The 21,946-nt window shown below is 34.3% G+C and carries 22 protein-coding genes; 9 read left to right on the top strand and 13 right to left on the bottom strand.

Features of this window, described 5'->3' with window-relative positions:
- Positions 1-1,239, top strand: a complete 1,239-nt coding sequence (locus tag LZQ00_RS07095; RefSeq protein WP_234513907.1) for an efflux RND transporter periplasmic adaptor subunit — start codon at positions 1-3, stop codon at positions 1,237-1,239.
- Positions 1,240-1,293: 54 nt separating this feature from the next.
- Here the strand turns inward: LZQ00_RS07095 and LZQ00_RS07090 are convergent, their stop codons facing one another.
- The 8 genes from LZQ00_RS07090 to LZQ00_RS07055 all read right to left on the bottom strand — a co-directional run bounded on the left by LZQ00_RS07090 (position 1,294) and on the right by LZQ00_RS07055 (position 9,472).
- A complete protein-coding gene (locus LZQ00_RS07090) occupies positions 1,294-1,626 on the bottom strand; it encodes a HopJ type III effector protein (RefSeq protein ID WP_234513905.1) in 333 nt (110 codons plus the stop codon).
- A 41-nt stretch (positions 1,627-1,667) separates the two neighbouring features.
- Positions 1,668-2,198, bottom strand: coding sequence for a YceI family protein (locus LZQ00_RS07085; protein WP_234513903.1), 531 nt, complete (start codon positions 2,196-2,198; stop codon positions 1,668-1,670).
- A gap of 943 nt (positions 2,199-3,141) precedes the next feature.
- Positions 3,142-4,386, bottom strand: coding sequence for a sulfate adenylyltransferase subunit 1 (locus LZQ00_RS07080; RefSeq protein WP_234513901.1), 1,245 nt, complete (start codon positions 4,384-4,386; stop codon positions 3,142-3,144).
- Between the two features lie 29 nt (positions 4,387-4,415).
- Positions 4,416-5,306: a sulfate adenylyltransferase subunit CysD gene (cysD, locus tag LZQ00_RS07075; RefSeq protein ID WP_234513890.1), complete on the bottom strand. Its 891-nt coding sequence runs from the start codon at positions 5,304-5,306 to the stop codon at positions 4,416-4,418.
- Between the two features lie 10 nt (positions 5,307-5,316).
- The gene (locus LZQ00_RS07070; RefSeq protein WP_234513888.1) at positions 5,317-6,018 is read right to left on the bottom strand and encodes a phosphoadenylyl-sulfate reductase; all 702 of its coding nucleotides are present in this window, start codon (positions 6,016-6,018) and stop codon (positions 5,317-5,319) included.
- Complete coding sequence (locus LZQ00_RS07065) at positions 6,005-6,589, bottom strand: bifunctional precorrin-2 dehydrogenase/sirohydrochlorin ferrochelatase (RefSeq protein WP_234513886.1); 585 nt, start codon at positions 6,587-6,589, stop codon at positions 6,005-6,007. Before LZQ00_RS07065 ends, LZQ00_RS07070 begins: the two co-directional genes overlap by 14 nt.
- On the bottom strand, positions 6,590-7,348 hold the full coding sequence (gene cobA / locus LZQ00_RS07060; RefSeq protein WP_234513884.1) for a uroporphyrinogen-III C-methyltransferase: 759 nt from the start codon (positions 7,346-7,348) through the stop codon (positions 6,590-6,592).
- A gap of 15 nt (positions 7,349-7,363) precedes the next feature.
- Positions 7,364-9,472 carry a HEPN domain-containing protein gene (locus LZQ00_RS07055; protein ID WP_234513875.1) on the bottom strand — a complete coding sequence of 703 codons (2,109 nt, stop codon included), beginning with the start codon at positions 9,470-9,472 and terminating at the stop codon, positions 7,364-7,366.
- Between the two features lie 146 nt (positions 9,473-9,618).
- On the opposite strand from LZQ00_RS07055, the gene LZQ00_RS07050 reads away from it, so the two are divergent.
- From LZQ00_RS07050 to LZQ00_RS07030, 5 genes are read left to right on the top strand one after another with little or no spacing between them, the layout of a single operon-like run.
- Positions 9,619-10,590: a PstS family phosphate ABC transporter substrate-binding protein gene (locus LZQ00_RS07050; RefSeq protein WP_234513873.1), complete on the top strand. Its 972-nt coding sequence runs from the start codon at positions 9,619-9,621 to the stop codon at positions 10,588-10,590.
- Positions 10,591-10,624: 34 nt separating this feature from the next.
- Positions 10,625-11,488 (top strand): phosphate ABC transporter permease subunit PstC, encoded by an 864-nt coding sequence (gene pstC / locus LZQ00_RS07045; protein WP_234513871.1) that lies wholly within the window; start codon positions 10,625-10,627, stop codon positions 11,486-11,488.
- Positions 11,481-12,335, top strand: a complete 855-nt coding sequence (locus LZQ00_RS07040) for a PstA family ABC transporter permease (protein ID WP_234513869.1) — start codon at positions 11,481-11,483, stop codon at positions 12,333-12,335. The genes pstC and LZQ00_RS07040 overlap by 8 nt, the downstream gene beginning before the upstream one ends.
- Positions 12,290-13,099 (top strand): phosphate ABC transporter ATP-binding protein, encoded by an 810-nt coding sequence (locus tag LZQ00_RS07035; RefSeq protein WP_234513859.1) that lies wholly within the window; start codon positions 12,290-12,292, stop codon positions 13,097-13,099. Before LZQ00_RS07040 ends, LZQ00_RS07035 begins: the two co-directional genes overlap by 46 nt.
- Before the next feature lie 53 nt (positions 13,100-13,152).
- Positions 13,153-14,403, top strand: a complete 1,251-nt coding sequence (locus tag LZQ00_RS07030; RefSeq protein WP_234513858.1) for a PQQ-dependent sugar dehydrogenase — start codon at positions 13,153-13,155, stop codon at positions 14,401-14,403.
- A gap of 368 nt (positions 14,404-14,771) precedes the next feature.
- Here LZQ00_RS07030 and LZQ00_RS07025 read toward each other — a convergent pair whose 3' ends face one another.
- The 5 genes from LZQ00_RS07025 to LZQ00_RS07005 all read right to left on the bottom strand — a co-directional run bounded on the left by LZQ00_RS07025 (position 14,772) and on the right by LZQ00_RS07005 (position 17,594).
- Positions 14,772-15,224 (bottom strand): GNAT family N-acetyltransferase, encoded by a 453-nt coding sequence (locus LZQ00_RS07025; RefSeq protein WP_234513856.1) that lies wholly within the window; start codon positions 15,222-15,224, stop codon positions 14,772-14,774.
- The gene (locus LZQ00_RS07020; RefSeq protein WP_234513854.1) at positions 15,206-15,586 is read right to left on the bottom strand and encodes a diacylglycerol kinase family protein; all 381 of its coding nucleotides are present in this window, start codon (positions 15,584-15,586) and stop codon (positions 15,206-15,208) included. Before LZQ00_RS07020 ends, LZQ00_RS07025 begins: the two co-directional genes overlap by 19 nt.
- 73 nt (positions 15,587-15,659) lie before the next feature.
- Positions 15,660-16,388, bottom strand: coding sequence for a bacillithiol biosynthesis deacetylase BshB1 (gene bshB1 / locus LZQ00_RS07015; RefSeq protein ID WP_234513852.1), 729 nt, complete (start codon positions 16,386-16,388; stop codon positions 15,660-15,662).
- Between the two features lie 60 nt (positions 16,389-16,448).
- Positions 16,449-16,943 (bottom strand): glutathione peroxidase, encoded by a 495-nt coding sequence (locus LZQ00_RS07010; RefSeq protein WP_234513850.1) that lies wholly within the window; start codon positions 16,941-16,943, stop codon positions 16,449-16,451.
- Positions 16,944-16,955: 12 nt separating this feature from the next.
- Positions 16,956-17,594: a DUF4294 domain-containing protein gene (locus tag LZQ00_RS07005; protein ID WP_234513842.1), complete on the bottom strand. Its 639-nt coding sequence runs from the start codon at positions 17,592-17,594 to the stop codon at positions 16,956-16,958.
- Between the two features lie 149 nt (positions 17,595-17,743).
- Here LZQ00_RS07005 and LZQ00_RS07000 point away from each other — a divergent pair, with 149 nt between their 5' ends.
- From LZQ00_RS07000 to LZQ00_RS06990, 3 genes are all read left to right on the top strand, one after another.
- Positions 17,744-19,960: a RelA/SpoT family protein gene (locus LZQ00_RS07000; protein WP_234513840.1), complete on the top strand. Its 2,217-nt coding sequence runs from the start codon at positions 17,744-17,746 to the stop codon at positions 19,958-19,960.
- Between the two features lie 84 nt (positions 19,961-20,044).
- On the top strand, positions 20,045-20,539 hold the full coding sequence (locus LZQ00_RS06995) for a Fur family transcriptional regulator (RefSeq protein ID WP_234513838.1): 495 nt from the start codon (positions 20,045-20,047) through the stop codon (positions 20,537-20,539).
- 127 nt (positions 20,540-20,666) lie between these two features.
- Positions 20,667-21,944, top strand: coding sequence for an adenylosuccinate synthase (locus tag LZQ00_RS06990; protein WP_234513837.1), 1,278 nt, complete (start codon positions 20,667-20,669; stop codon positions 21,942-21,944).
- Positions 21,945-21,946 lie beyond the last annotated feature (2 nt).

The following is a 21,946-nucleotide window of genomic DNA, read 5'->3' as shown; positions in this document are numbered from 1 at the left end:
ATGAAACTAAAATTTTTAATTCAATATAGTTTAATTTTAGCGAGCAGCATTATTGCTGGTTGTCAAACAGAATCTTCGAATAACAAGAAAGTTGTAGAAGAGGCCACACATGAGCACGAACATGAAGAGGCACTTACGTTAACAGCAGCCCAAGAGAAACAAGTCGGAATAACGTATACCGCATTGTCCTACCAAATGTTGAGTAATGGTTTGATATTAAACGGTGTTCTGGATGTTCCTAACGACATGAAAGCATATGTTACGTCTGTATATGGTGGCGTACTGGAAGAGTTGTATGCTAGACCCGGAGACTTTGTCAAGAAAGGACAGGTGTTAGGCAAAGTATTAAATCCTGATTTGATTAAAATGCAAGAACAATTGCAGCTGATTAATAACCAAATTTCATTGACACAAATTGAAGTTAATCGTCAACAAGAATTGGTGGAAGGGAATGCAGCACCATTAAAAAAACTACAACAGATAGAGGTGGAGCTTGCTAACTTGAAAGCGCAAAAAAACAGTTTATCTAGGCAATTATCTGCTGGTGGTGGTTCTTTACATATCTCATCGCAGATCACGATTAAGGCGCCAATTTCAGGTGTTGTCGCATCGATACAAGGATTGATTGGTACGCGTATAGAAGCTTCATCGCCAATTTTAGAGATCGTAAATAATGATGCATTGCATGTGGATATGTATGTGTATGAAAAGGATTTTTCAAAAGTGAAAAAAGGACAAAAAATTCTATTTTCTCCTGTAAATAATGCGAATGTTTCTTACGAGGCGCAAATTGATCAGCTTGGACAAGCATTTGAAAAAGAAACGAACGCCATAGCCGTACATGCGCAAGTTCTAGGTAACAAAGAAGGGCTAATAAACGGTATGCAAGTTCAAGGAACACTCATCGTCAGTGATGATAAGTCTTTGGCTGTTCCTACAGATTGCATCGTTAGTGCAGAAGGTAAGGATTATATTTTCCTATTAAAGGATGAACATACTGTGCCTGAATCTCCTAAAAATCTTGTTCACAAAGAGAGCGAAGAGAGGCATGAGAACCATAAGCATGAAGAGGGTCTTAATCATGAGTATGATAGGATAGCAGTTGTTAAAGGTGTTTCTTCCCGAGGTTTTACAGCTATTACACCTGTAAAAGAGATTGACGAAAATGCTAAGATTGTACAGAAGGGTGCTTTCTTTTTATTAGCAAAGATGACAAATTCAGGAGAACATGCTCATTAATCGTTTCATTAGAGAAGCTGTTTTATTTACAGAACAGCTTCTCTAATGAAATTTTTATTTTTTTGTCAAAACATCGCCATCAAACGATACAGAATTCCATCCATTAGCCATAAATTGACGAATATTCTGATGATTATTGCCTTCAGGATCATTTAGAACAGACTCATAATGCTCTGCAAATAAGGATAATGTTTGATCTTGATCTAAATTATTCAACTTAGCAAAAGCGAGAACCTTTGCGCTTCCTTGATTTTCTGTTGCTAAATTAGATTGATCACCATTTTTAAAAGCAGTGGGAGTGTGGTCGTACTGTGATTCTATATGATTGAGTACATCAGAAAAGTTAATTTCTTGTTTCTTTAATTTTGTTAAAAGTTTTTGTGTCATTACAATGAAAATAGTTGATATTGCTACGCAAAATAACAATTTTATTGTTCTTTGCCTAGTAATAAATTTATTGTAATATCTATATCTTCATCAATCAATAAACTATTTGCTTCCAATACAGAGTTGTATTTCATATCAAATTCCCAACGACTTACTTTTCCAGTAACTTCAAATGAAATCTTTTCACATCCTTGTTGATCTGTTATTTTTCCATTGTATTCAACCATCAATTCGACTAATTTTGTGTGCCCGTGCATGGTTAGATGACCTTCTAATCTAAACTTTTCATTTTTAATCTTTTTAAAACTGGTTGATTTAAAAGATATGGTTGGGTAAAGTTCAGTGTCAAAGAAATCTTTTGAACGAAGATGTTTATCTCTTTCTTCCACATTTGTATTAATACTGTTGGCGTCAATATTGAATTCTATTGCAGCATTTTGAAAATTCTCATCCCATTCAGCGAAGCCATGAAACGCATTAAAACAACCTCTAATTGATGCAATTACAAGATAAGTAATGCGAAACTGTACGGAGGAATGGCTAGAATCTATTATCCATTTTGACTTTTTCATAGCGCTTATGATTTAAGTATAATGATACCTAAATTTACGAAATATAAGACTGATATTCAAAATTTTAAATTAGAATGATGTTTTAAATTTATGATTACGAACACAAGATTACTTCTAAAAATAAGTTTTCCTACAATCTGATTTCGATTTTAAAATAACGTCATTTAAGCTGAAAAACTCGTTACAAACTGAATAGTAAACCGATACCAACTCCTAACCAACTTCGGGCTTTCTTCTAACTCCCAATACAGAAATACCGCTGTTGCACCGCCTTTTTACCACATCTTCATCGGGAAAAAGGCGGTGCAACAGCGGAGAAATAGCGCTCCAGGTGTAGTGAAACTTAGAAGTTGGTTAGAAGAAAGTCCGAAGAAGGTTCGAATAAGACTACTACAGAACAGAGGTTGTCTTATCCTGAATTATCCTTACAGCATTCGGATAGTTAAACGATTAAATCCTTACAATTTAAAAAGATATACGGATATATCCTTACAGTCTAATTGTACCGTTTCTTGTTTTAGTGATTTCCTGACTATGTCTTTGCGTTGGTGTCATCATTTTACAGCTCATGTGCGTGCGGTCTGACATTATTGCATCCTTCATACATACGTTGTTTTAATTGTAAAATTGATCTAACTATATGCTTTTATAAATGAATATAATAAGTCGTATAATTTATATTATGTTAAATAAAAAATTATAGGATACCCTATTACTAAGTTTTAGTCCTTATATATAATAGCAAAATTATAACGGTGATTTGTACGAGCGATATGATAAGGAAAGTTTGCCTATAGAATTTTCTTTTAATAATTATCTTAAGGATCAAATTAAGTTTAAATTGATCATCTTATTTTTGTTTTCTGTCCAGAATAAAAAATACCTCAAAAAGTGTTTAGCTTTTTGAGGTATTTTTTATTTGTATTTGAGCTAGATCTTTTTGCTATGCAACACTTTCGATCATAAATGCACCTACAGTAAGATTCGTTCTTGGATCAATAATGATTCCTCGACCAGTTGCAGGATTATTATTGTATAAATCAAATGGAATCTCGTTCGCTGCTTTAATAGAAACACGTCCAATATCATTCAATTTAATATCTTCTTCGTAGATATATTCGTGTGTGTTAATATCTACTTTATGGATGATTTCATTGATTTTAACTTTTGTTGTGCGACTAAAGTTCTGAAGTAAATAAATCTGGGTAGTATCCAAAGGTTTGTTGTCAAACCAACAGATATTGGCTTCAAAATTACGTTCCAATAATGAGCTGTTATTTGCGCTGATAATTAAATCACCTCGGCTAATATCTACATCATCAGCCAGATGAATAATAATTGATTTCCCACTTTCTGCAGTTTGTAAATTTTCTCCAGCAAACTCTATAGACTCTATTTTGCTTCTTGCTTCTGATGGTAAAATAACGACCTCTTCCCCTACTCTTAAACCATTTCCAACTACCTGACCAGCATATCCACGATAGTCGTGTAATTCCTCTGTCTGTGGGCGTACAATCCATTGTACCGGGAATCTCCATGATTGTTCAGCGTCGTCATCAATTTCTACTGTTTCTAAATAAGATAATAAAGAAGGTCCTTGATACCAAGGCATATGTTTGGATTCGTAGACAATATTATCGCCTTTTAAGGCTGAAACAGGAATGAAATCAACTTGTTGTAACTTCAATTTTTCGGCTAAGAATTGAAATTCTTGTTTAATAGACTCATATGCTTCCTGACTGTAATCGACCATATCCATTTTATTGATACAAACTAATACTTTCTTTAAGGAAAGTAATTTAGCTAAGAAAGAGTGACGTTTAGTTTGTTCAATAACACCTTTACGTGCATCAACTAAAATGATGATTAAGTCGGAGTTAGAAGCGCCAGTAATCATATTTCTTGTATATTGAATATGACCAGGTGCATCCGCCACAATGAACTTACGATTATCTGTTTGAAAGTATTTGTAGGCAACATCAATGGTAATACCTTGCTCACGCTCCGCTTTTAGACCATCTGTTAAAATCGCTAAATCTACAGTACCATCATTATTTTTGCGGTTTGCTTTTTTTATTGCATCTAGTTGATCATCTAAGATGGAATCAGTATCATATAATAGACGACCGATCAATGTGCTTTTGCCATCGTCAACAGATCCTGCCGTTATAAATTTTAATATATTCATGTTAAATCGATTGGATTGAATAAATAGAATTAGAAATAACCTTGTTTTTTACGCTCTTCCATAGCAGCTTCAGATACTTTATCATCCATACGGGCACCTCGTTCACTCACCGTTGAAGCTTTAATTTCAGAAATAATATCATCTAATTCTGTTGCAATAGAATCTACTGCGGCAGTACAAGTCATATCACCTACAGTACGAAAACGTACTGATTTTGTTTCTACAATATCCTCTTCATCCATATTTAAAAATGGAGAAGCGGCCATCAGTTGACCATTGCGCGTAATAACTTCCCGTTCATGACTGAAATATATGGACGGAAGTTTGATTTTTTCACGTTTGATATAATTCCACACATCTAATTCTGTCCAGTTTGAAATTGGAAACACACGTACATTTTCTCCTTTATGTATCTTACCATTGAAGATATTCCACAATTCTGGTCGTTGACGTTTAGGATCCCACTGTCCGAATTCATCACGAACAGAGAAAATACGTTCTTTTGCTCTTGCTTTTTCTTCATCACGACGTGCTCCACCTATGCAAGCGTCAAATCCATACTTTGCGATCGTATCCAATAACGTTACTGTTTGCAACGCATTTCTACTCGCATTTTTGCCTTTTTGTTCTACAACCTTTCCTGTATCAATACTTTCTTGAACATTACCAATAATTAGTTTTTCTCCAATTTCTCCAATTAACCAATCACGATATTCGATGGTCTCTGAGAAATTATGCCCTGTATCAATGTGAACTAACGGGAAAGGAAATTTTCCAGGTCTAAATGCTTTTAAAGCTAAGTGAACTAACGTTATGGAATCTTTTCCCCCTGAAAATAGTAATGCTGGGTTTTCAAATTGTCCAGCCACCTCACGTAATATATAGATAGATTCTGCTTCTAATTGATCTAAATAATCCATTTAATTCTTTTTATTTTGTTGTCACATGTAACCCACACTCCTTTTTACTTTGATCTTCCCACCACCAACGTCCGGAACGAAAATCTTCTCCTTCACGTACTGCGCGTGTACAAGGTTCGCATCCTATACTTGGAAAACCTTTGTCGTGTAGACTATTGTAAGGAATATTTTCTTTACTAACATACGCTTTCACTTGATCAAAACTCCAATAAAATAAAGGATGTACTTTGATGATGTTATTCACTTCATCATATTCAACATCACTCATATCATGACGATTTGGAGATTGTTCTGCTCGAATACCCGTTATCCAGATCTTCGCACCTTTTAACGCTCTTTGTAATGGTTCAATTTTACGAATATGACAACAAGCTTTTCTATTGTCTACAGATTCATAAAAGGCATTTGGTCCTTTTTCAGAAATAAACGCTTGTATTTGTTCCGTATTTGGATAAAAAGTAGAAATTTGGACTTCATATCGCTCTATCGTCCTGCTCCACAGTGAATACGTTTCCTTAAATAATCGTCCTGTATCTAGTGTAAATATCTGAATATCCAATTTATTTTTACCAATCCAAGAGGTAATAATTTGATCTTCTATACCGAATGAAGTTGAAAACACAACCTCAGATGGGTAGGCTTGAGCAATGGTTTGAAGGAGTTCAACACCTTGCTTTCCTTGTATAATATCTTTGATTTTATTTGTGTCCATCGTTGTCAATCAATGATTTAGTATGTTCGTTTAATGCTGATACCTTAGCTTGAAAATCTCCTTTTAACTGATCTCGTAATTGACTCATGAGATGCAATGTTTCATCAATTTCATCAGGAAGCATATCCTGTAAAAATTCCTTTACACGTTTTGCTATCGTTGGTGATTTTCCATTTGTAGAAATTGCTATCTTTAAATTTCCTTTTTTTACAATAGAACCGAGATAAAAATCACACAATCCAGGCTTGTCAGCAGCATTCAATAAGATGTATTTTTCGTTTGCTAGGGTCCTTATCTTTTGATTAAGTTGATCATTATTTGTAGCTAAAATTACAATATGTTTCTTATCAAGATCCGTATTTATAAAATCACGTTCTGCCACAACGATATGATTATATTCTGCTAATATAATTTTAAATTCTTGACATATCTCCGTTGCAACAACTGTTATCTTCGCTTTTTCATTGTTTTGAATGACTGCTTGAAATTTTTCTAATCCAACAGGTCCACCTCCTACTAATAGGATTTGAATTTGATCTGGTTTTAAAAAAATTGGAAATAGTGTATTCATTTAAGCTGTAGCAAATTTTTTAATTATATTTTTGAAATCACGGTGTTTAGCGACTACTTCTCCTAAAACAATGATGGCAGGCACTCCTACTCGCTTTTCTTGCGATTCATCCAAAATATCGTCAATAGTACCCATAATGATTTTTTCATTCGGTAATGATCCATTCTGAATCAATGCAATAGGAAGATTACCTTTTCCACGTTGTTGATACAATTCAACAATTTCTGTCAATTTTCCAAAACCCATCAGTACAACTACTGTTGCATTTGTCTGTACTGCAGTATATAAATCTTGGGATAGTTTTCCAGCTGTAGTTGAACCAGTTATTACCCAAAAACTTTCACTTATACCTCTATAAGTCAATGGAATTTGCTGAATACCCGTTAAACCAATGCTTGAAGAAATTCCAGGAACAACTGCTGTTTCGATATTAAATTGATGAACAAAATCTAATTCTTCTCCACCACGTCCAAATACAAAAGGATCACCCCCTTTTAATCGAACAATATGACCATGCGTTAATGCATAATCCACCAACAATTGATTGATTTGATCCTGTGATGTCGATAATTGTTCTGCACGTTTACCGACATATATTTTAGTACATTTTTCGTTTGCGTACTCCAATAAACTTTCATCGACTAATGCGTCGTATAAAATCACATCAGCAGCTTTAATCGCTTTTATTCCTTTTAAACTGATTAATTCAGGATCTCCAGGACCTGCTCCGACTAAGGTAACTTTTGGTTTAATATTCATCTTCTACCCCTCTCATTAATTAATTTTCACTAAATTTTTGCGCTCATAAATGACATCAAAAAATGCTTTTGACTTCGCTAAATAAGATTCAGCAAATGCTTTAGATGGCTCATTTTTATTAATTTGCAACACCAATTCTGGAAAAGATGTTTCGAATTCAAATTCACCCGATTCCACAAATTGTGTTTGAAACTCTTGAATAACAGCATGCTGTGAACTCACATTTATACCTTTGTCTAATAATAACGCTTTAGCACAACCCACAAATGTACTGTATGTATGATAAATGGCATCTGCATATTTTTCTTCTGAAAAAGCAGAAATTGCCCATTCTAGTTTTTCTTCAGCCTCGTAGATTAAAGTAGCAACTAAATCAATCATCACACCAGCACATTCCCCAACACCAATGGCTGTTTCGAAGGTTTCTTGATGTCCCCAGTCGATATACTCATCATCAGATAATGTTGTTAAATCTGCTAATGGTTTTAATAAATTGTAGAAATAGTTTTTTGTTTGCCGATCATAATAAGCGTGAAAATTCTCATTTTCTTGTACATTTTTTTTATAATCTGTCAACACTAGGTCAACAACATGAAGCACTCTCTTTGTAGGAACCTTGATAATACGCTCTGCAACACGACCTACTCCATCCCCAACAGTTCCTCCACCAATCATCACTTGAGCTGCAGGAACAACTTTTCCATTTGCTTTTACCGAACTACCATGAAATCCCAAATGAGCCAAGCCATGTTGTCCGCAGGAATTCATACAGCCCGATATTTTTATTTTCAATTCCCGGTTATAGACAAAATCTGCATAAAACTCATGGATATAGTTTTCAATCACACGTGCCATTTCTGTACTATTCGAAATACCAAGATTACAGGTATCCGTTCCTGGACAAGTTGTGACATCTGAAGTGCTTTCAAATCCTGGAGAAGCTAAATCAAGTTCTGTTAGTAGTTTGAATATATGTGGTAAAGATTGTTCAGTAGCATATTTCAATAATAATCCTTGATTCTGAGTGAAACGAATTTCATCAGCAACCAATCCTGTTAATCCAGCAACCAAAATTCTTGCTTTCGCTGTCGGTAAATCTCCCGTAGATACTTTTACAAAAACACCAAAATAACCCTTTTGCTTTTGTTCAAAAGTATTGGTTGATTTCCAAACCTGATATCCTAAATCTAAATCTGAATCTAAATCTAGATCCTGAACAGTTGTGGTATCTGGAGGAGTTGGTTGTTCGATCGTATGACGATCTATTGTAAAAGATTTTACGTTATTCGCTATTCTTTCTTCTCCAATTAATCTGATGACTTCATCTATACCTAATTTTTGAATTAAATATTTAAAACGTGCTTTATTTCTATTATTACGTTCACCATAGCGATCAAATACACGTAATGAAGATTCCACAAATGGAATTAATTGATCTTCCGGTAAAAACTCATGTACCAAGTGTGCTAAGAAAGGTTGTGATCCTAACCCACCTCCTAGTAATACTTTAAAACCTCGTTGTTCTTGCCCATCAACAATCTGTATCTTAGGAATAAATCCAAGATCATGAATATAAGAGAAAGCGGTATCATCATCAGATGAAGAGAAAGACATTTTAAATTTTCTTCCCATTTCAGCACAAATAGGATTTCTTAAGCAGAATTCGAATACAGCTTGTGCATATGGTGAAACATCAAATGGTTCTTTGGGATCTATACCAGCCGTTGCTGAGGCTGTAACATTCCGAACCGTATTACCACAAGCCTCACGTAGTGTGATATCATCTTCCGCTAATTTCGCCCATAATTCTGGTGTTCTATCCAAACTTACAAAGTGAATTTGGATATCTTGTCTTGTCGTGATATGTAGATTGCGAATTGCATATTCATCCGAAACATCGGAGATCTTTAGCACTTGCTTAAACGTTGCTTTTCCAAAAGGCAATTTAATACGAACCATCTGTACGCCGGGCTGGCGTTGGCCATATACTCCCCTTGCAAGTCGTAATGAACGAAATTTTTCATCTGAAATTTTACCTTCTTGAAAAAGTCTAATTTTCTTCTCTAATTCAATAATCTCTTGTTCAACCACAGGGTTTTCAAGTTCTGTACGGAAACTTTGCATATGCTGAAATTGTATTTATGGGGTCTTCTATTCTTTTCTATTGGTTCAAAATTAGAAAAAAAAACTAGATAATCTATAAAATCTATTAAATTAATATATATTTGTCAGAAATATTTTTGTAGACCAAATCCATAGATATAAAGAAAATGATAAAAAATAGCGCTAACTTACTTATATTGGGATTATTGTTGTTGTTAGGTAATAGTGCATGTGCGCCAAAAGTAAAGAATGGATATACAAAAGAAAGAGGTTTTGAGGGAAATATTTCTTTATCGGGAGCATTTGCACTCTATCCATTAGCTGTGTTATGGAGTGAGGATTTTAAAAAAGAACATCCTCATGTGCGCTTTAATATTTCAGCAGGTGGAGCTGGTAAGGGAATTGCTGATGCTTTGACAGGTATGGTTGATATTGGACTTGTTTCTCGTGATTTACATCCAGAAGAAATGAAAAATGGCGCCTTCCCTATTCATGTTGCAAAAGATGCTGTCATCTGTACAATTAATGCTAATAATCCAAATTTCACTTTGTTAAAAGAAAGAGGTTTGACAAAGGATGAATTAAAAAATATATTCATTCATAATAAATATAAAACGTGGAAAGAAATTGATTCCAGATTTACAAATGATCCCATTATCGTTTACATACGCGCTGATGCAGCTGGTGCAGCAGAAACATGGGCTAATTTTTTCAAAAGCAAACAAGAGGATTTAAAGGGTATTGGGATATTTGGTGACCCAGGGATTGCTCAAGCGGTAAAAGATGACAAAAATGCCATCGGTTTCAATAATATAAATTATGTGTATGATTTAAAAACTAAAAAAGTTGCATCAAAAATTGACGTATTACCTATTGACCTGAATCAAAATGGTAAAATTACTGAAGATGAAAATTTTTATAGAACCATCAATGAATTAACAGCTGCGATCGGTAACAGTACATATCCTTCACCTCCAGCTCGAGATTTAACATTTGTAACAAAAGGTAAACCGGATAATTTACTTATTAACGAGTTTATCCATTTTGTACTGAAAAAGAAATCACAGAGTTATCTGTTGGAAAATGGCTATGTTCCTTTAAACGACTTATTAATAGAAAAAGAATCGAATAAACTATAAGATGCTAGGTACGAGGTTAATAAAAAATACAATAGTGAAGCAATTGACATTTGTTTTATTGCTGATCTCACTTTCTGTGGTGATTATCATTGGTATTGGACTTACGTTCAAGTCAGTGCCCTTATTTGAATCATTTAATATCTGGAACCTATTAACAGATAAGGTCTGGTCGCCAATGAAAGGAAAGTTTGGTTTTCTTCCTTTTATTGCCGGGACACTAAGCGTCACTTTAGTTGCATTGGTAATTGCTATTCCATTATGCATTTTAACATCCATTTATTTGACAGAATATGGATCCAAAACGTTAAAAAATACCATACTTCCTCTTATCAATGTATTGGCTGCCATTCCTCCTGTTTTATATGGTGTATGGGGTGTCTTATTTATAGTTCCTGCTATTCAATCTTATATAGCTCCTATATTTGCTGTCTCAACATCTGGTTATACAATTCTAGCTGGAGGTATAGTGCTTGCGGTTATGATTTTCCCTATTATGATTAGTATCATGGTAGAAGTTCTTAAAACAGTACCAACGGAATTAAAATCTGCTTCTTTATCATTGGGAGCTACAAAATGGGAAACGATTCAACAAGTCATTCTTCGTAAAGCAAAGCCTGGTCTTATAGCAGCGATTGTACTTGCGATATCTAGAGCCTTTGGTGAAACGGTTGCTGTTTTGATGGTGTGTGGGAATGTACCTAAGATACCAACTTCAATCTTTGATGCAGGTTATCCTATCCCAGCTTTAATTGCTAATAATTTTGGAGAAATGATGTCTATTCCATTGTATGATTCTGCTTTGATGTTTTCTGCTTTACTACTTTTTGTTATCATTTTTGGTTTCAATTTAATCTCTCGTATCATATTAAATAAATTGGAGGGCAAGCACAATGGCTAGTTTAAAAACGAGACTTTTAAAAGAAAAAATTGCGAAGGGATTTATGCATCTCTCAGGCATGTTGGTTACGGGCTCACTTTTTTTTATTGTTGGCACGATCTTATACAAAGGACTACCCTATTTATCTTGGGAAATGATCAGTCAATTACCAAAGGGTGGTTTTTATATTGGTAAAGAAGGTGGTATATTAAATGCTATTCTTGGTTCCCTTTATTTAGCAGGAGTTGCCACTTTATTGGCGACTTTAATAGGTGTTCCCATTGCGCTATTTTTAAATATATATATCAATACAGCTTCAAAATTAGCTCAATTTTCAAAACTAATGTTTGATATTTTATACGGGATTCCTTCTATTGTTTACGGAGCTGTTGGGTTTACGATTATGGTTTACTTTGGTATTCGAGCATCCTTACTAGGTGGAATCATTACCATTACACTGCTGACAATCCCTATTGTAGTTCGTACTGTAGACGAATTAATCAAAACGGTACCAACAGATCTAAAAAACGTAACACTTTCTCTAGGGGCTACAAATTGGGAAGTTGCTAAAGTATTTTTATTACATATTAAACCTGGAATCTTGACTGCTATTCTACTCGCTTTTGGTAGATCAATTGGAGATGTAGCGGGCGTTTTATTGACAACAGGATTTAGTGATAATTTACCTCGTTATATCGACGAACCTGCGGCAACATTGCCCCTAGCCATCTTTTTTCAATTAAGCAGCCCAATTCCAGAAGTTCAAGGTCGTGCTTATGCATCGGCTCTTATTTTAACGTTTATCATTCTAATTATTGTTATATGTACCCACATTCTATCATCGAAACAGAACAAACACAAAATATAGTGGTTCCTATTCAACCGCATATTCAGATCAAGGATTTGAATGTCTATATTGATGGTCATCATATCTTGAAAAATATCAATTTATCACTACCAAACAACAGTGTAACATCGATTATAGGACCATCTGGTTGTGGGAAAACAACTTTACTTAAAACATTGAATCGTTTGATTGATGATACGATAGGTGTTCAGGTATCAGGATCCGTTTTTGTTAATGGTGAAGATATTTATGCTCCGAAAGCAGAAGTGACACATATACGAAAGAAAATGGGGTTACTATCTCAAAAACCTTTTCCACTACCGATGTCTATTTATGATAATATCGCATATGGACCACGCATACATGGAACTAGAAATAAGAAAGTACTGAATGAGATTGTGGAAAGACAATTGAAGAATGTCGGCCTTTGGGAAGAAGTCAAAGATCGATTGGATCAATCGGCTACCAGACTTTCTATTGGTCAGCAACAAAGACTCTGTCTTGCTCGTGGGCTTGCCGTAGAGCCGGAGATTATCTTGGGAGATGAATCAACTTCAGCTTTAGATCCAATTTCTACACAGACGATTGAAAATTTACTTATTGAACTCAAAAAGGATTATACCATTGTGTTAGTTACGCATATTTTAAGGCAAGCTCGACGTGTTTCTGACTACGTTATTTTTGTTTATGGAGGTGAAATTCTCGAATTTGGACCTACTGAGGAAATATTACTAAATCCTAAACATGAAATCACTCGACAGTATGTAAAAGGTTTTATTTCATAGAACTTGCATGTTATGTGTCTTTTTCTGATTTATTATTTATATTTTTATATGATATGAAACAGCTCAATTTGTCTATAAAAAGTAAATTAGCCACGATCTTGGTTAGTTCTTTAGCTTTATATTCTTGTTCAAATGGCACTAGCAATGCGGAAATAAATACAGCAGATAGCTTATATCCTCCTGTAGAAACCAATGCTGCGAATACAAAATATAAACCAGCTTTTGAAGGCCAAACGCGTATCAATGGTGTGAAAACAAAAACAGCTTTCGAAGGAGTTGTCTTAAATGCGACCTTAAAATCCCCTTGGGATATAACGACGTTACCTGATGGTCGATTATTGATTTCAGAAAAAGAAGGTACTTTACGAATAGCAACTACGGATGGAAAGGTCTCTGAACAAATTACTGGACTTCCAAAAGTAGATACGGATGGTCAAGGTGGTTTATTAGGTTTGACGATAGATCCTAATTTCGAATCCAATCGAATGATTTACTGGGTTTTTTCAGAACCTTCTGCAGATGGAAACTTGACTGCTGTAGCAAAAGGAAAATTAGCGGCAGATGAGAAAACCGTAGAAAATGCTTCTGTTATTTATCGTGCTACTCCTAGATATAAGGGTAAATTACATTATGGTGGCCGTATTTTATTTGATAAAGAGGGTAATTTGATTGTAAGTACAGGTGAACGTTCAGATTTGGAAACTAGACCTCAAGCTCAAGATTTAAAATCTGGATTAGGTAAAATTGTTAGAATCACTACTGATGGAGCTGCTGCAGCAGGTAATCCATTTTTAGGGAAAGCTGATGTGAGACCTGAGATTTATAGTTATGGGCATCGAAATGTTCAAGGTTTGGCGATCCATCCAGAAACGGGTGACCTTTGGGAAACCGAATTCGGTCCTCGTGGTGGAGATGAGTTGAATCGTATTGAATCGGGTAAAAATTACGGTTGGCCAACCATTACCTATGGATTGGAATATAGTGGAGAAAAAGTTGGAGGTGCTATACAACAAAAAGAAGGATTGGAACAACCTGTTTATTATTGGGATCCTGTGGTGTCACCTAGTGGAATTACATTTTATACCGGAGATCATATTCCAGAATGGAAAAACAATCTATTTATCAGTGGTCTCAGCAGCACACATATTGCTCGTTTGGTCATCAAAGATAATAAAGTAGTGGGTGAAGAAAGATTATTGGCAAAAGAAGGACAACGTTTTAGAGATATTACACAAGGTAAAGATGGTGCGTTGTATGCGATCACGGATTTAGGTCGTCTATATAAAATTGACAAAAAGAAATAAGCATTTCTTTATTTAAATAATTGAAGGTAACCTTTATGGTTACCTTTTTTATTAATATGTATTAATAAAAAAGCAGTTGTCATGGTAAAACATGTTGTCATTCGAATCTTATCATTAATAGCGCTTCTGCTTATCGCTATCCCCATAGGTTTGTCGCAGCTAGATCCTAACCGACGCTGTGGTACAGCTGATGGTCTAGTTATTGTGTTTTATATGGGTATATTTTTTCTAGTCTGGATTCTTTATTTACTAGTAGAGTCATTTTTTTTATATCGTAAAAGCGAAATATCAAAATTTAAATTCAATATCATCTCGGCACTCATCGTTCCCATCTTTATTTTGGTATCCTTTCTCTTCAGTCTATTTGATTAATGCCTCAGTTCCAAGCTATATAAATCAAAATCTTTAGCCCAATAATCTTTCACGATTTGATGGAGAATAAATCCGTTTTTTTGATAAAACAGATAGGTTAATTGAGAAGTTCGAACAGTTATCTTATCTATAGATTCCATATTTTTCAAAATAGAAATTCGATGTTCTAACAACTTCCTTCCATAGCCTTTCCCCTGTTCAGCAGGAAGTACCATATCCCAACTAATCACTGCACGTTTCTCTTCCAGCTCGACGTTTATACCTCCGCAGGCCACAATATTTTCATCAACTTCAAGAACAAAATATTGTTCTATTTCGAAATCAAGATAATATTTTAGATCCTCTATTTCAGCTTCTGCAAAATAAGCTGGAACGTTCTGTTGCATAATATGTAAAACAGCGTCTCTATCTTTTGGGTCATATGCTCTAATTAAAACCATAATGTCCATATTTTAGGAATAAAAATTAACATAGCAATTATGATGGAAACAATAGCTGCTATCAATACTGCAGCAGCGGCCAAATCCTTTGCTTTTTTTATAAATTCATTTGGTGTTTGACAAACCAAATCTGCTAAGTTTTCAATAGCTGAATTAATAATTTCCAATGAAAAAACAGCACCAATACAGAGTATAACAATCAACCATTCTGTTGTGGAGATGTGAAAAAAGAAACCCGCTATGATAACAATAATTGTTGCTATAAAATGAATTCTAGCATTATGTTCTTCTTTAAAGAGAATCTTAAAACCATTCAGTGCGTAGGTAAAACTTTTTATTCGATCTTGAATTGAAAATTTTTGGTTTTTCATGTAAATTAAGCTATAAAAACAAAAGCCGTTTCCTATTTATATAAAGAAACGGCTTTTATTTGAATATTTTAAATTAAATCAAATGAAATATATCATCAACACCTAATATTTTCTTAGACGTAAATCCTTCAGCATATTTAACCTGTATAGATCGACCAAACTCCCGAGCTCTGGCAGCAGTAGATTCCATAAAATCAGGATTTGATATATAGGTTTGAGGTTCATCAGGATTGACTACCTCTCCTGTATAGAATTGTGTTTTATAAGCTAAAATAGATTGCTCTTTGATGGTATAATAATCAGTAATATCTAAAACGATATCTGGTTTAATATAATAATCCTGAACAACCTGTAACACTAATCTAGGACGATGTACTTCCTGATTAACACCATCTACTGACGTTTCTATCTTCCTTAAACCCGCTAAAAAGCAAGCTTCTGAAACCATTTGAGCAGCTCTTCCATGATCAGGATGACGATCTGTAATGGCATTTGTAATAATTATTTCTGGTTTATATTTGCGAATAGATTGAATGATAGCCATTTTTTCCTTTTCAGCATTTTCAAAGAAACCATCTCTCAATTCTAAATTTTCTCTTACAGCCAAACCTAAAATAGCAGCTGCAGCCTTCGCTTCACTATCTCTAGTTTCGGGAGTACCACGTGTACCCAGTTCACCTCTGGTTAAATCTACTATACCTACTTTTTTGCCTTCAGCAACGTATTTTGCCATTGTACCCCCAGCTCCCAGTTCTGCATCATCTGGATGAACAGCAATTATTAATAAATCAAGTTTTAACATCTAAGTTTGTTTATGTGTTTAACCAACTAAAGCAAAAGTAATAAACATTTAGATCATTTTCTACTCTTCAGATAATAACTGTTCGACGCGTTTTTTAACCTTACTTGCTGTTGGGGAAGTCATAGAATAAAAATAATCTACCACCTCGCCTTTTTTATTGATGAGATATTTATGGAAATTCCACATGGGTTTACTTTCGATAAAACCATTTTCTTCCTTATTGGATAGATACTTATACAGAGGTGATGTATATTCTCCAATCACATGTGAGCGTTTGAATATTTGGAAATTAACTTGTTGATTGATTCGACAGAATGTTTCTAAGGTATAACCCGTTAGGGGTTCTTGTTTTCCAAAATTGTTGGAAGGAAAAGCAAGAATTTCAAATCCTTGATTCTTATATGTTTGATAAAGTTTTTCTAAAGATTTAAATTGTCTTGTAAAAACGCATTGACTAGCTGTGTTGACAATCAATAATACTTTTCCTTTATAATCAGCCAATGATTTTTCTTTACCATTAAACTGTAAGGCTTCAAAATCATAAACTGTTTTCATCATTATTATCTTTTAGAAATACCTTGGGTCTTGTCTCGTTTTTTGAAGTTCTCTGATAATATTTTCTATTTCAAAATCTTCTTGAGGGTTATACGTGGTTTTTAAGTTGTGTCCAAATATTTTAGCCACACCTTGATATAGAAAAGCCGTTAATCCTCCCTTCATCTCCTTCACCATTTCATAACTGGAGTGTCCTGTTTGTCGATCAATTAACTTGATTAAAATTTGACCTTGCGATATGCTCATGTTTTTAATTTCCTTATTAAACATGTTTTTAACTTCAGCTTCGCAACTTTCTATTAATCTTTTCTGTTCTTTTTTATCCGTTACCAACGCTAATTCTCGATCTAATTGATCGTATCTTTTTTGAGCGAAAATAGCATAGGGTAAAACCTTTAATACATTACGTCTTAACCTTAAATATTCCTTTTTGGCGTCTTCTGAAGTCCATATTCTAGGTTTTGATATTTTCACTTCAGGGATTAAAAACCAAGGAAGTCTTTCCCCTGTTTCCAGAGTTGTCATATTAAATTCTTGGCGTACCTCTTGCTCCCCCTCTCCATAAAGAGGAACTGTCAATGCTTGAGCTTTTCCTAAAAAGGGAATAAAAAAGAGCACAGATAGTATCCAATGCAAGTTAATTTTGATCATCACAATTTAAAAATTGTCTTTATTTTGTCAATAGTATTAAAAAATTATTACATTTAATAAAATAAATGTGATTTCCTATTTATTCCTTAAAATTAACATTAACTAATTTAAGAAATGTATTTTTAAAATCATAATAAAACTGCAAGTTTATGAAAGATTATGTGATTGATATAGAAGCAGAAAATAAAGAAATACGTAAAAGATACCGAGCATTACTACGCGCATGTAAACCAACGATGCAACGAGGTGACAAGCAAATGATCAGAAAAGCTTTTGATCTAGCTTTGGAGAGTCACAAAGAAATGCGTCGTAAATCTGGCGAACCCTATATTTTCCATCCCATTGCTGTAGCGCAGATTGCTGCAGAAGAAATAGGTTTAGGTACGACTTCAATTGTGTGTGCCTTACTACACGATGTTGTCGAAGATACCAACATAACACTTGATGAAATAGAGCAAATGTTTGGTAAAAAAGTTCGTCGTATTATTGATGGACTAACCAAAATTTCAGGAATATTTGATCCCAATAGTTCAATGCAAGCGGAGAATTTCCGCAAAATGTTATTGACACTGGCGGATGATGTACGTGTTATATTAATAAAACTAGCTGATCGTCTTCATAACATGCGGACGATGGAGTTCATGGCGCGGGATAAACAGTTAAAAATTGCATCTGAAACCAGCTATCTCTATGCCCCTTTAGCGCATCGATTAGGTTTGTATGCGATTAAGTCTGAGTTGGAAGATCTCTCCATGAAATTTACCGATCCGGATACTTATAAATTTATTGCGAAAAAACTCAATGAGAAAAAGGCGGAACGAGAAAAATTTATCGCTGATTTTATCGATCCTGTCAAAGAAATTCTGAAAGAGCAAGGCATATCTGCTCAGGTGTTTGGTAGACCAAAATCTATTCATTCGATCTGGAATAAAATGCGTAAAAAATCTATTCCCTTTGAGGAAGTATATGATTTATTTGCCATTAGAATTATAATCGATACCGTAGATGAAAGAGAAAAGACAGAATGTTGGAAAGTTTATTCCATTGTTACGGATCTTTATCGCCCTAACCCAGATCGTTTAAGAGACTGGGTATCATCTCCAAAAGGTAATGGTTATGAATCATTACACACCACAGTAATGGGACCTCGTGGACAATGGGTAGAAGTTCAGATCAGGACTAGTCGCATGAATGAAATTGCAGAGAAAGGTTTTGCTGCGCATTGGAAATATAAAGAATCAAATTCTGATAGTGGTCTAGATCAATGGATCAAAAAAATTAGGGATGTCTTAAGCAATCCAGAACAAAATGCGATGGATTTTGTTGATGACTTCAAAATGAATTTGTTCTCAGATGAAATCTTCATTTTTACGCCTAAAGGTACACTGATCCAATTACCTAATGATGCGACGGCGCTTGACTTTGCCTTCGAGATTCACTCCGATATTGGAGCTACTTGTATTGGAGCAAAAGTAAATCACAAACTAGTTCCGTTGAGTCATGTATTACAAAATGGTGATCAAGTAGAAATAATTACCTCAAGTAAACAAACGCCAAAAGAAGATTGGCTAAATTTTGTTGTTACTGCTAAAGCAAAATCCAAAATTCGTTCTTCTTTAAAAGAAGAAAGACGTCGGGTTGCTGAAGATGGTAAAGAGATCTTGGAACGTAAGTTGAAAACATTAAAGATCACTTATAACACAGAGAATATTCATAAAATCGCAAATTATCTGAAATTTCCGAGTTCACAGGATTTATTTTATAATGTGGCAAAAGGATTAGTTGATATTAAGCATTTACGTGAATTTGTAGCACATGAAAAGAATAACGATGCAACATTAAGTACGCATAATCATCAATTCAACTCACATATCGGTGGATTAGTGGATAAGTTGAATAAGAAAGATCAGGATACCTTATTAATTGGGGATGATCTACAAAAAATAGATTATACGCTTGCCCCTTGCTGCAATCCTATTCCCGGAGATGATGTTTTTGGCTTTTTGACTGTTAATGATGGGATGAAAATACATCGAACAAGTTGTCCAAATGCTTCCAAATTAATGGCTAATTATGGCTATCGGATCATGAAGGCTAAATGGACTTCTAAGAACGATTTATCATTCTTGACTGGACTTCGAATTGTTGGTATTGATGATGTTGGTTTGGTTAATAAAATCACTACCGTTATTTCTCAAGAATTTCATGTGAATATTCGTTCATTGAGCATTACGAGTAATGAGGGTATTTTCGAAGGAAATATTATGGTGTTTGTCAATGATACAGAACAACTGGAAAGTTTGATGAAAAATTTAAAGCAAATTAGAGGAATTACAAGTGTAACACGATATGAATCTGAAAATTAAATAATCAGTTGAATCTCACATTTTTTTTATCCTTAAATAATTGAATCAAAAGTGGTAAATTTGTAAAGAATCTTAAAGATTAATATGAGCACATCTGAAAATTATACAACAGTAAAAAAAATCTTTGAAGCTTACTTAGAGAACAAGAATCTAAGGAAAACTCCAGAGAGATATGCTATTTTGGAAGAGATATATTCTCGGACGGATCACTTTGATGTAGAATCATTGTATATCCATATGAAGAATAAAAAATATCGCGTTAGCCGAGCTACTGTTTACAATACATTAGAGTTATTGGTATCTTGTGATTTGGTGACTAAACATCAGTTTGGTCGGAACATGGCACAGTTTGAAAAATCCTATGGTTTCAAACAACATGATCATGTGATTTGTATTGAGTGTAATAAGGTGGTTGAATTTTGCGATCCTCGTATTAATCAGATCCAAAGTCTAATGGGAGATTTATTAAAGTTTGATATCAAACATCACTCTTTAAATCTATATGGTGTTTGTAATGAATGTCAGCAAAAAGAATCTGTTTCTAAGGTAAAAACCAAAAAAGAGGTAATTTCAAATTAATCTCAGGATTGGTAAAATATAATAGTACATTTGTTCAGAAATATGATTTAGTCATGTTTCTGAACATTTTGTTTTTAGATAAATTCAAAAATTAACATAAATTCTTAATCACAATACTTTAAAAGCTATGCAAGTTGATGTGCTTTTGGGCTTACAATGGGGAGACGAAGGTAAAGGTAAAATCGTTGATGTATTTTGTCCTCAATACGATTTAATTGCTCGTTTCCAAGGCGGCCCTAACGCCGGACACACATTGGAGTTTGATAACAAAAAATTCGTTTTAAACACCATCCCTTCTGGTATCTTCAATGAGGGAACTCTAAACCTAATCGGAAATGGTGTTGTTATCGACCCGATTATTTTAAAGAGAGAACTCGATAATTTAAAAGCTGCTGGTTTCGATCCAGTAGGTAAAGGAAATTTAGTATTAGCGCGTAAAGCACATTTAATCCTTCCTACACACCAATTATTAGATGCCGCTTCAGAATCTAGAATGGGTGCTGGTAAAATTGGTTCTACTTTAAAAGGTATCGGTCCTACATATATGGACAAAACAGGTCGTAATGGACTTCGTATAGGTGATACAACATTAGCAGATTTCAAAGAGCGGTATGAAAAATTGAAAGAAAAACATCTTTCTATTTTAGCGCATTATGGTGAAATTCCTGATTTTTCAGAAAAAGAACAGGCTTTCTTAGCAGCTATCGAATTCATTAAAACTATCCCTCATGTTGATTCTGAACATTTGGTGAATCAATACCTAAAGGATGGTAAAAAAGTGTTAGCAGAAGGAGCTCAAGGTACTTTATTAGATGTAGACTTCGGTTCTTATCCTTTTGTTACTTCATCTAATACAACTACTGCTGGTGCTTGTACAGGTTTAGGAGTTGCTCCCAATAAAATTGGTGCAGTCTATGGTATTTTCAAAGCTTATGCAACACGTGTAGGTGGTGGTCCTTTTCCTACTGAATTGAATGATGAGGTTGGTGAGAATTTACGTCAACTAGGACATGAATTTGGTGCTACCACGGGTCGTGCTCGTCGTACAGGTTGGATTGATATCCCTGCGTTAAAATATGCAATCATGTTAAACGGTGTTACTGAATTGATCATGATGAAAGCTGACGTATTGGATACTTTTGAAAAAATCTATGTTTGTACGCATTACAAGCATGATGGAAAAGTGATCGATTACATGCCATACGAAATCATCACGAATGAGGCAGAACCTATTCTTGAGGAAATTCAAGGATGGAATCAAGATTTAACAGGTATTACACAACAAAGCGAAATTCCTACTGCATTACAACATTATATCGCTTATTTGGAAAAAGCATTAGAAGTGCCTATCACTTTCTTATCTGTTGGTCCAGATCGTAAACAAACATTAAAATTGACAAAATAGTT

The organism is Sphingobacterium sp. SRCM116780, from assembly GCF_021442025.1.
Lineage (GTDB): Bacteria > Bacteroidota > Bacteroidia > Sphingobacteriales > Sphingobacteriaceae > Sphingobacterium.
This window is presented reverse-complemented; position numbering and strand designations above follow the sequence as displayed.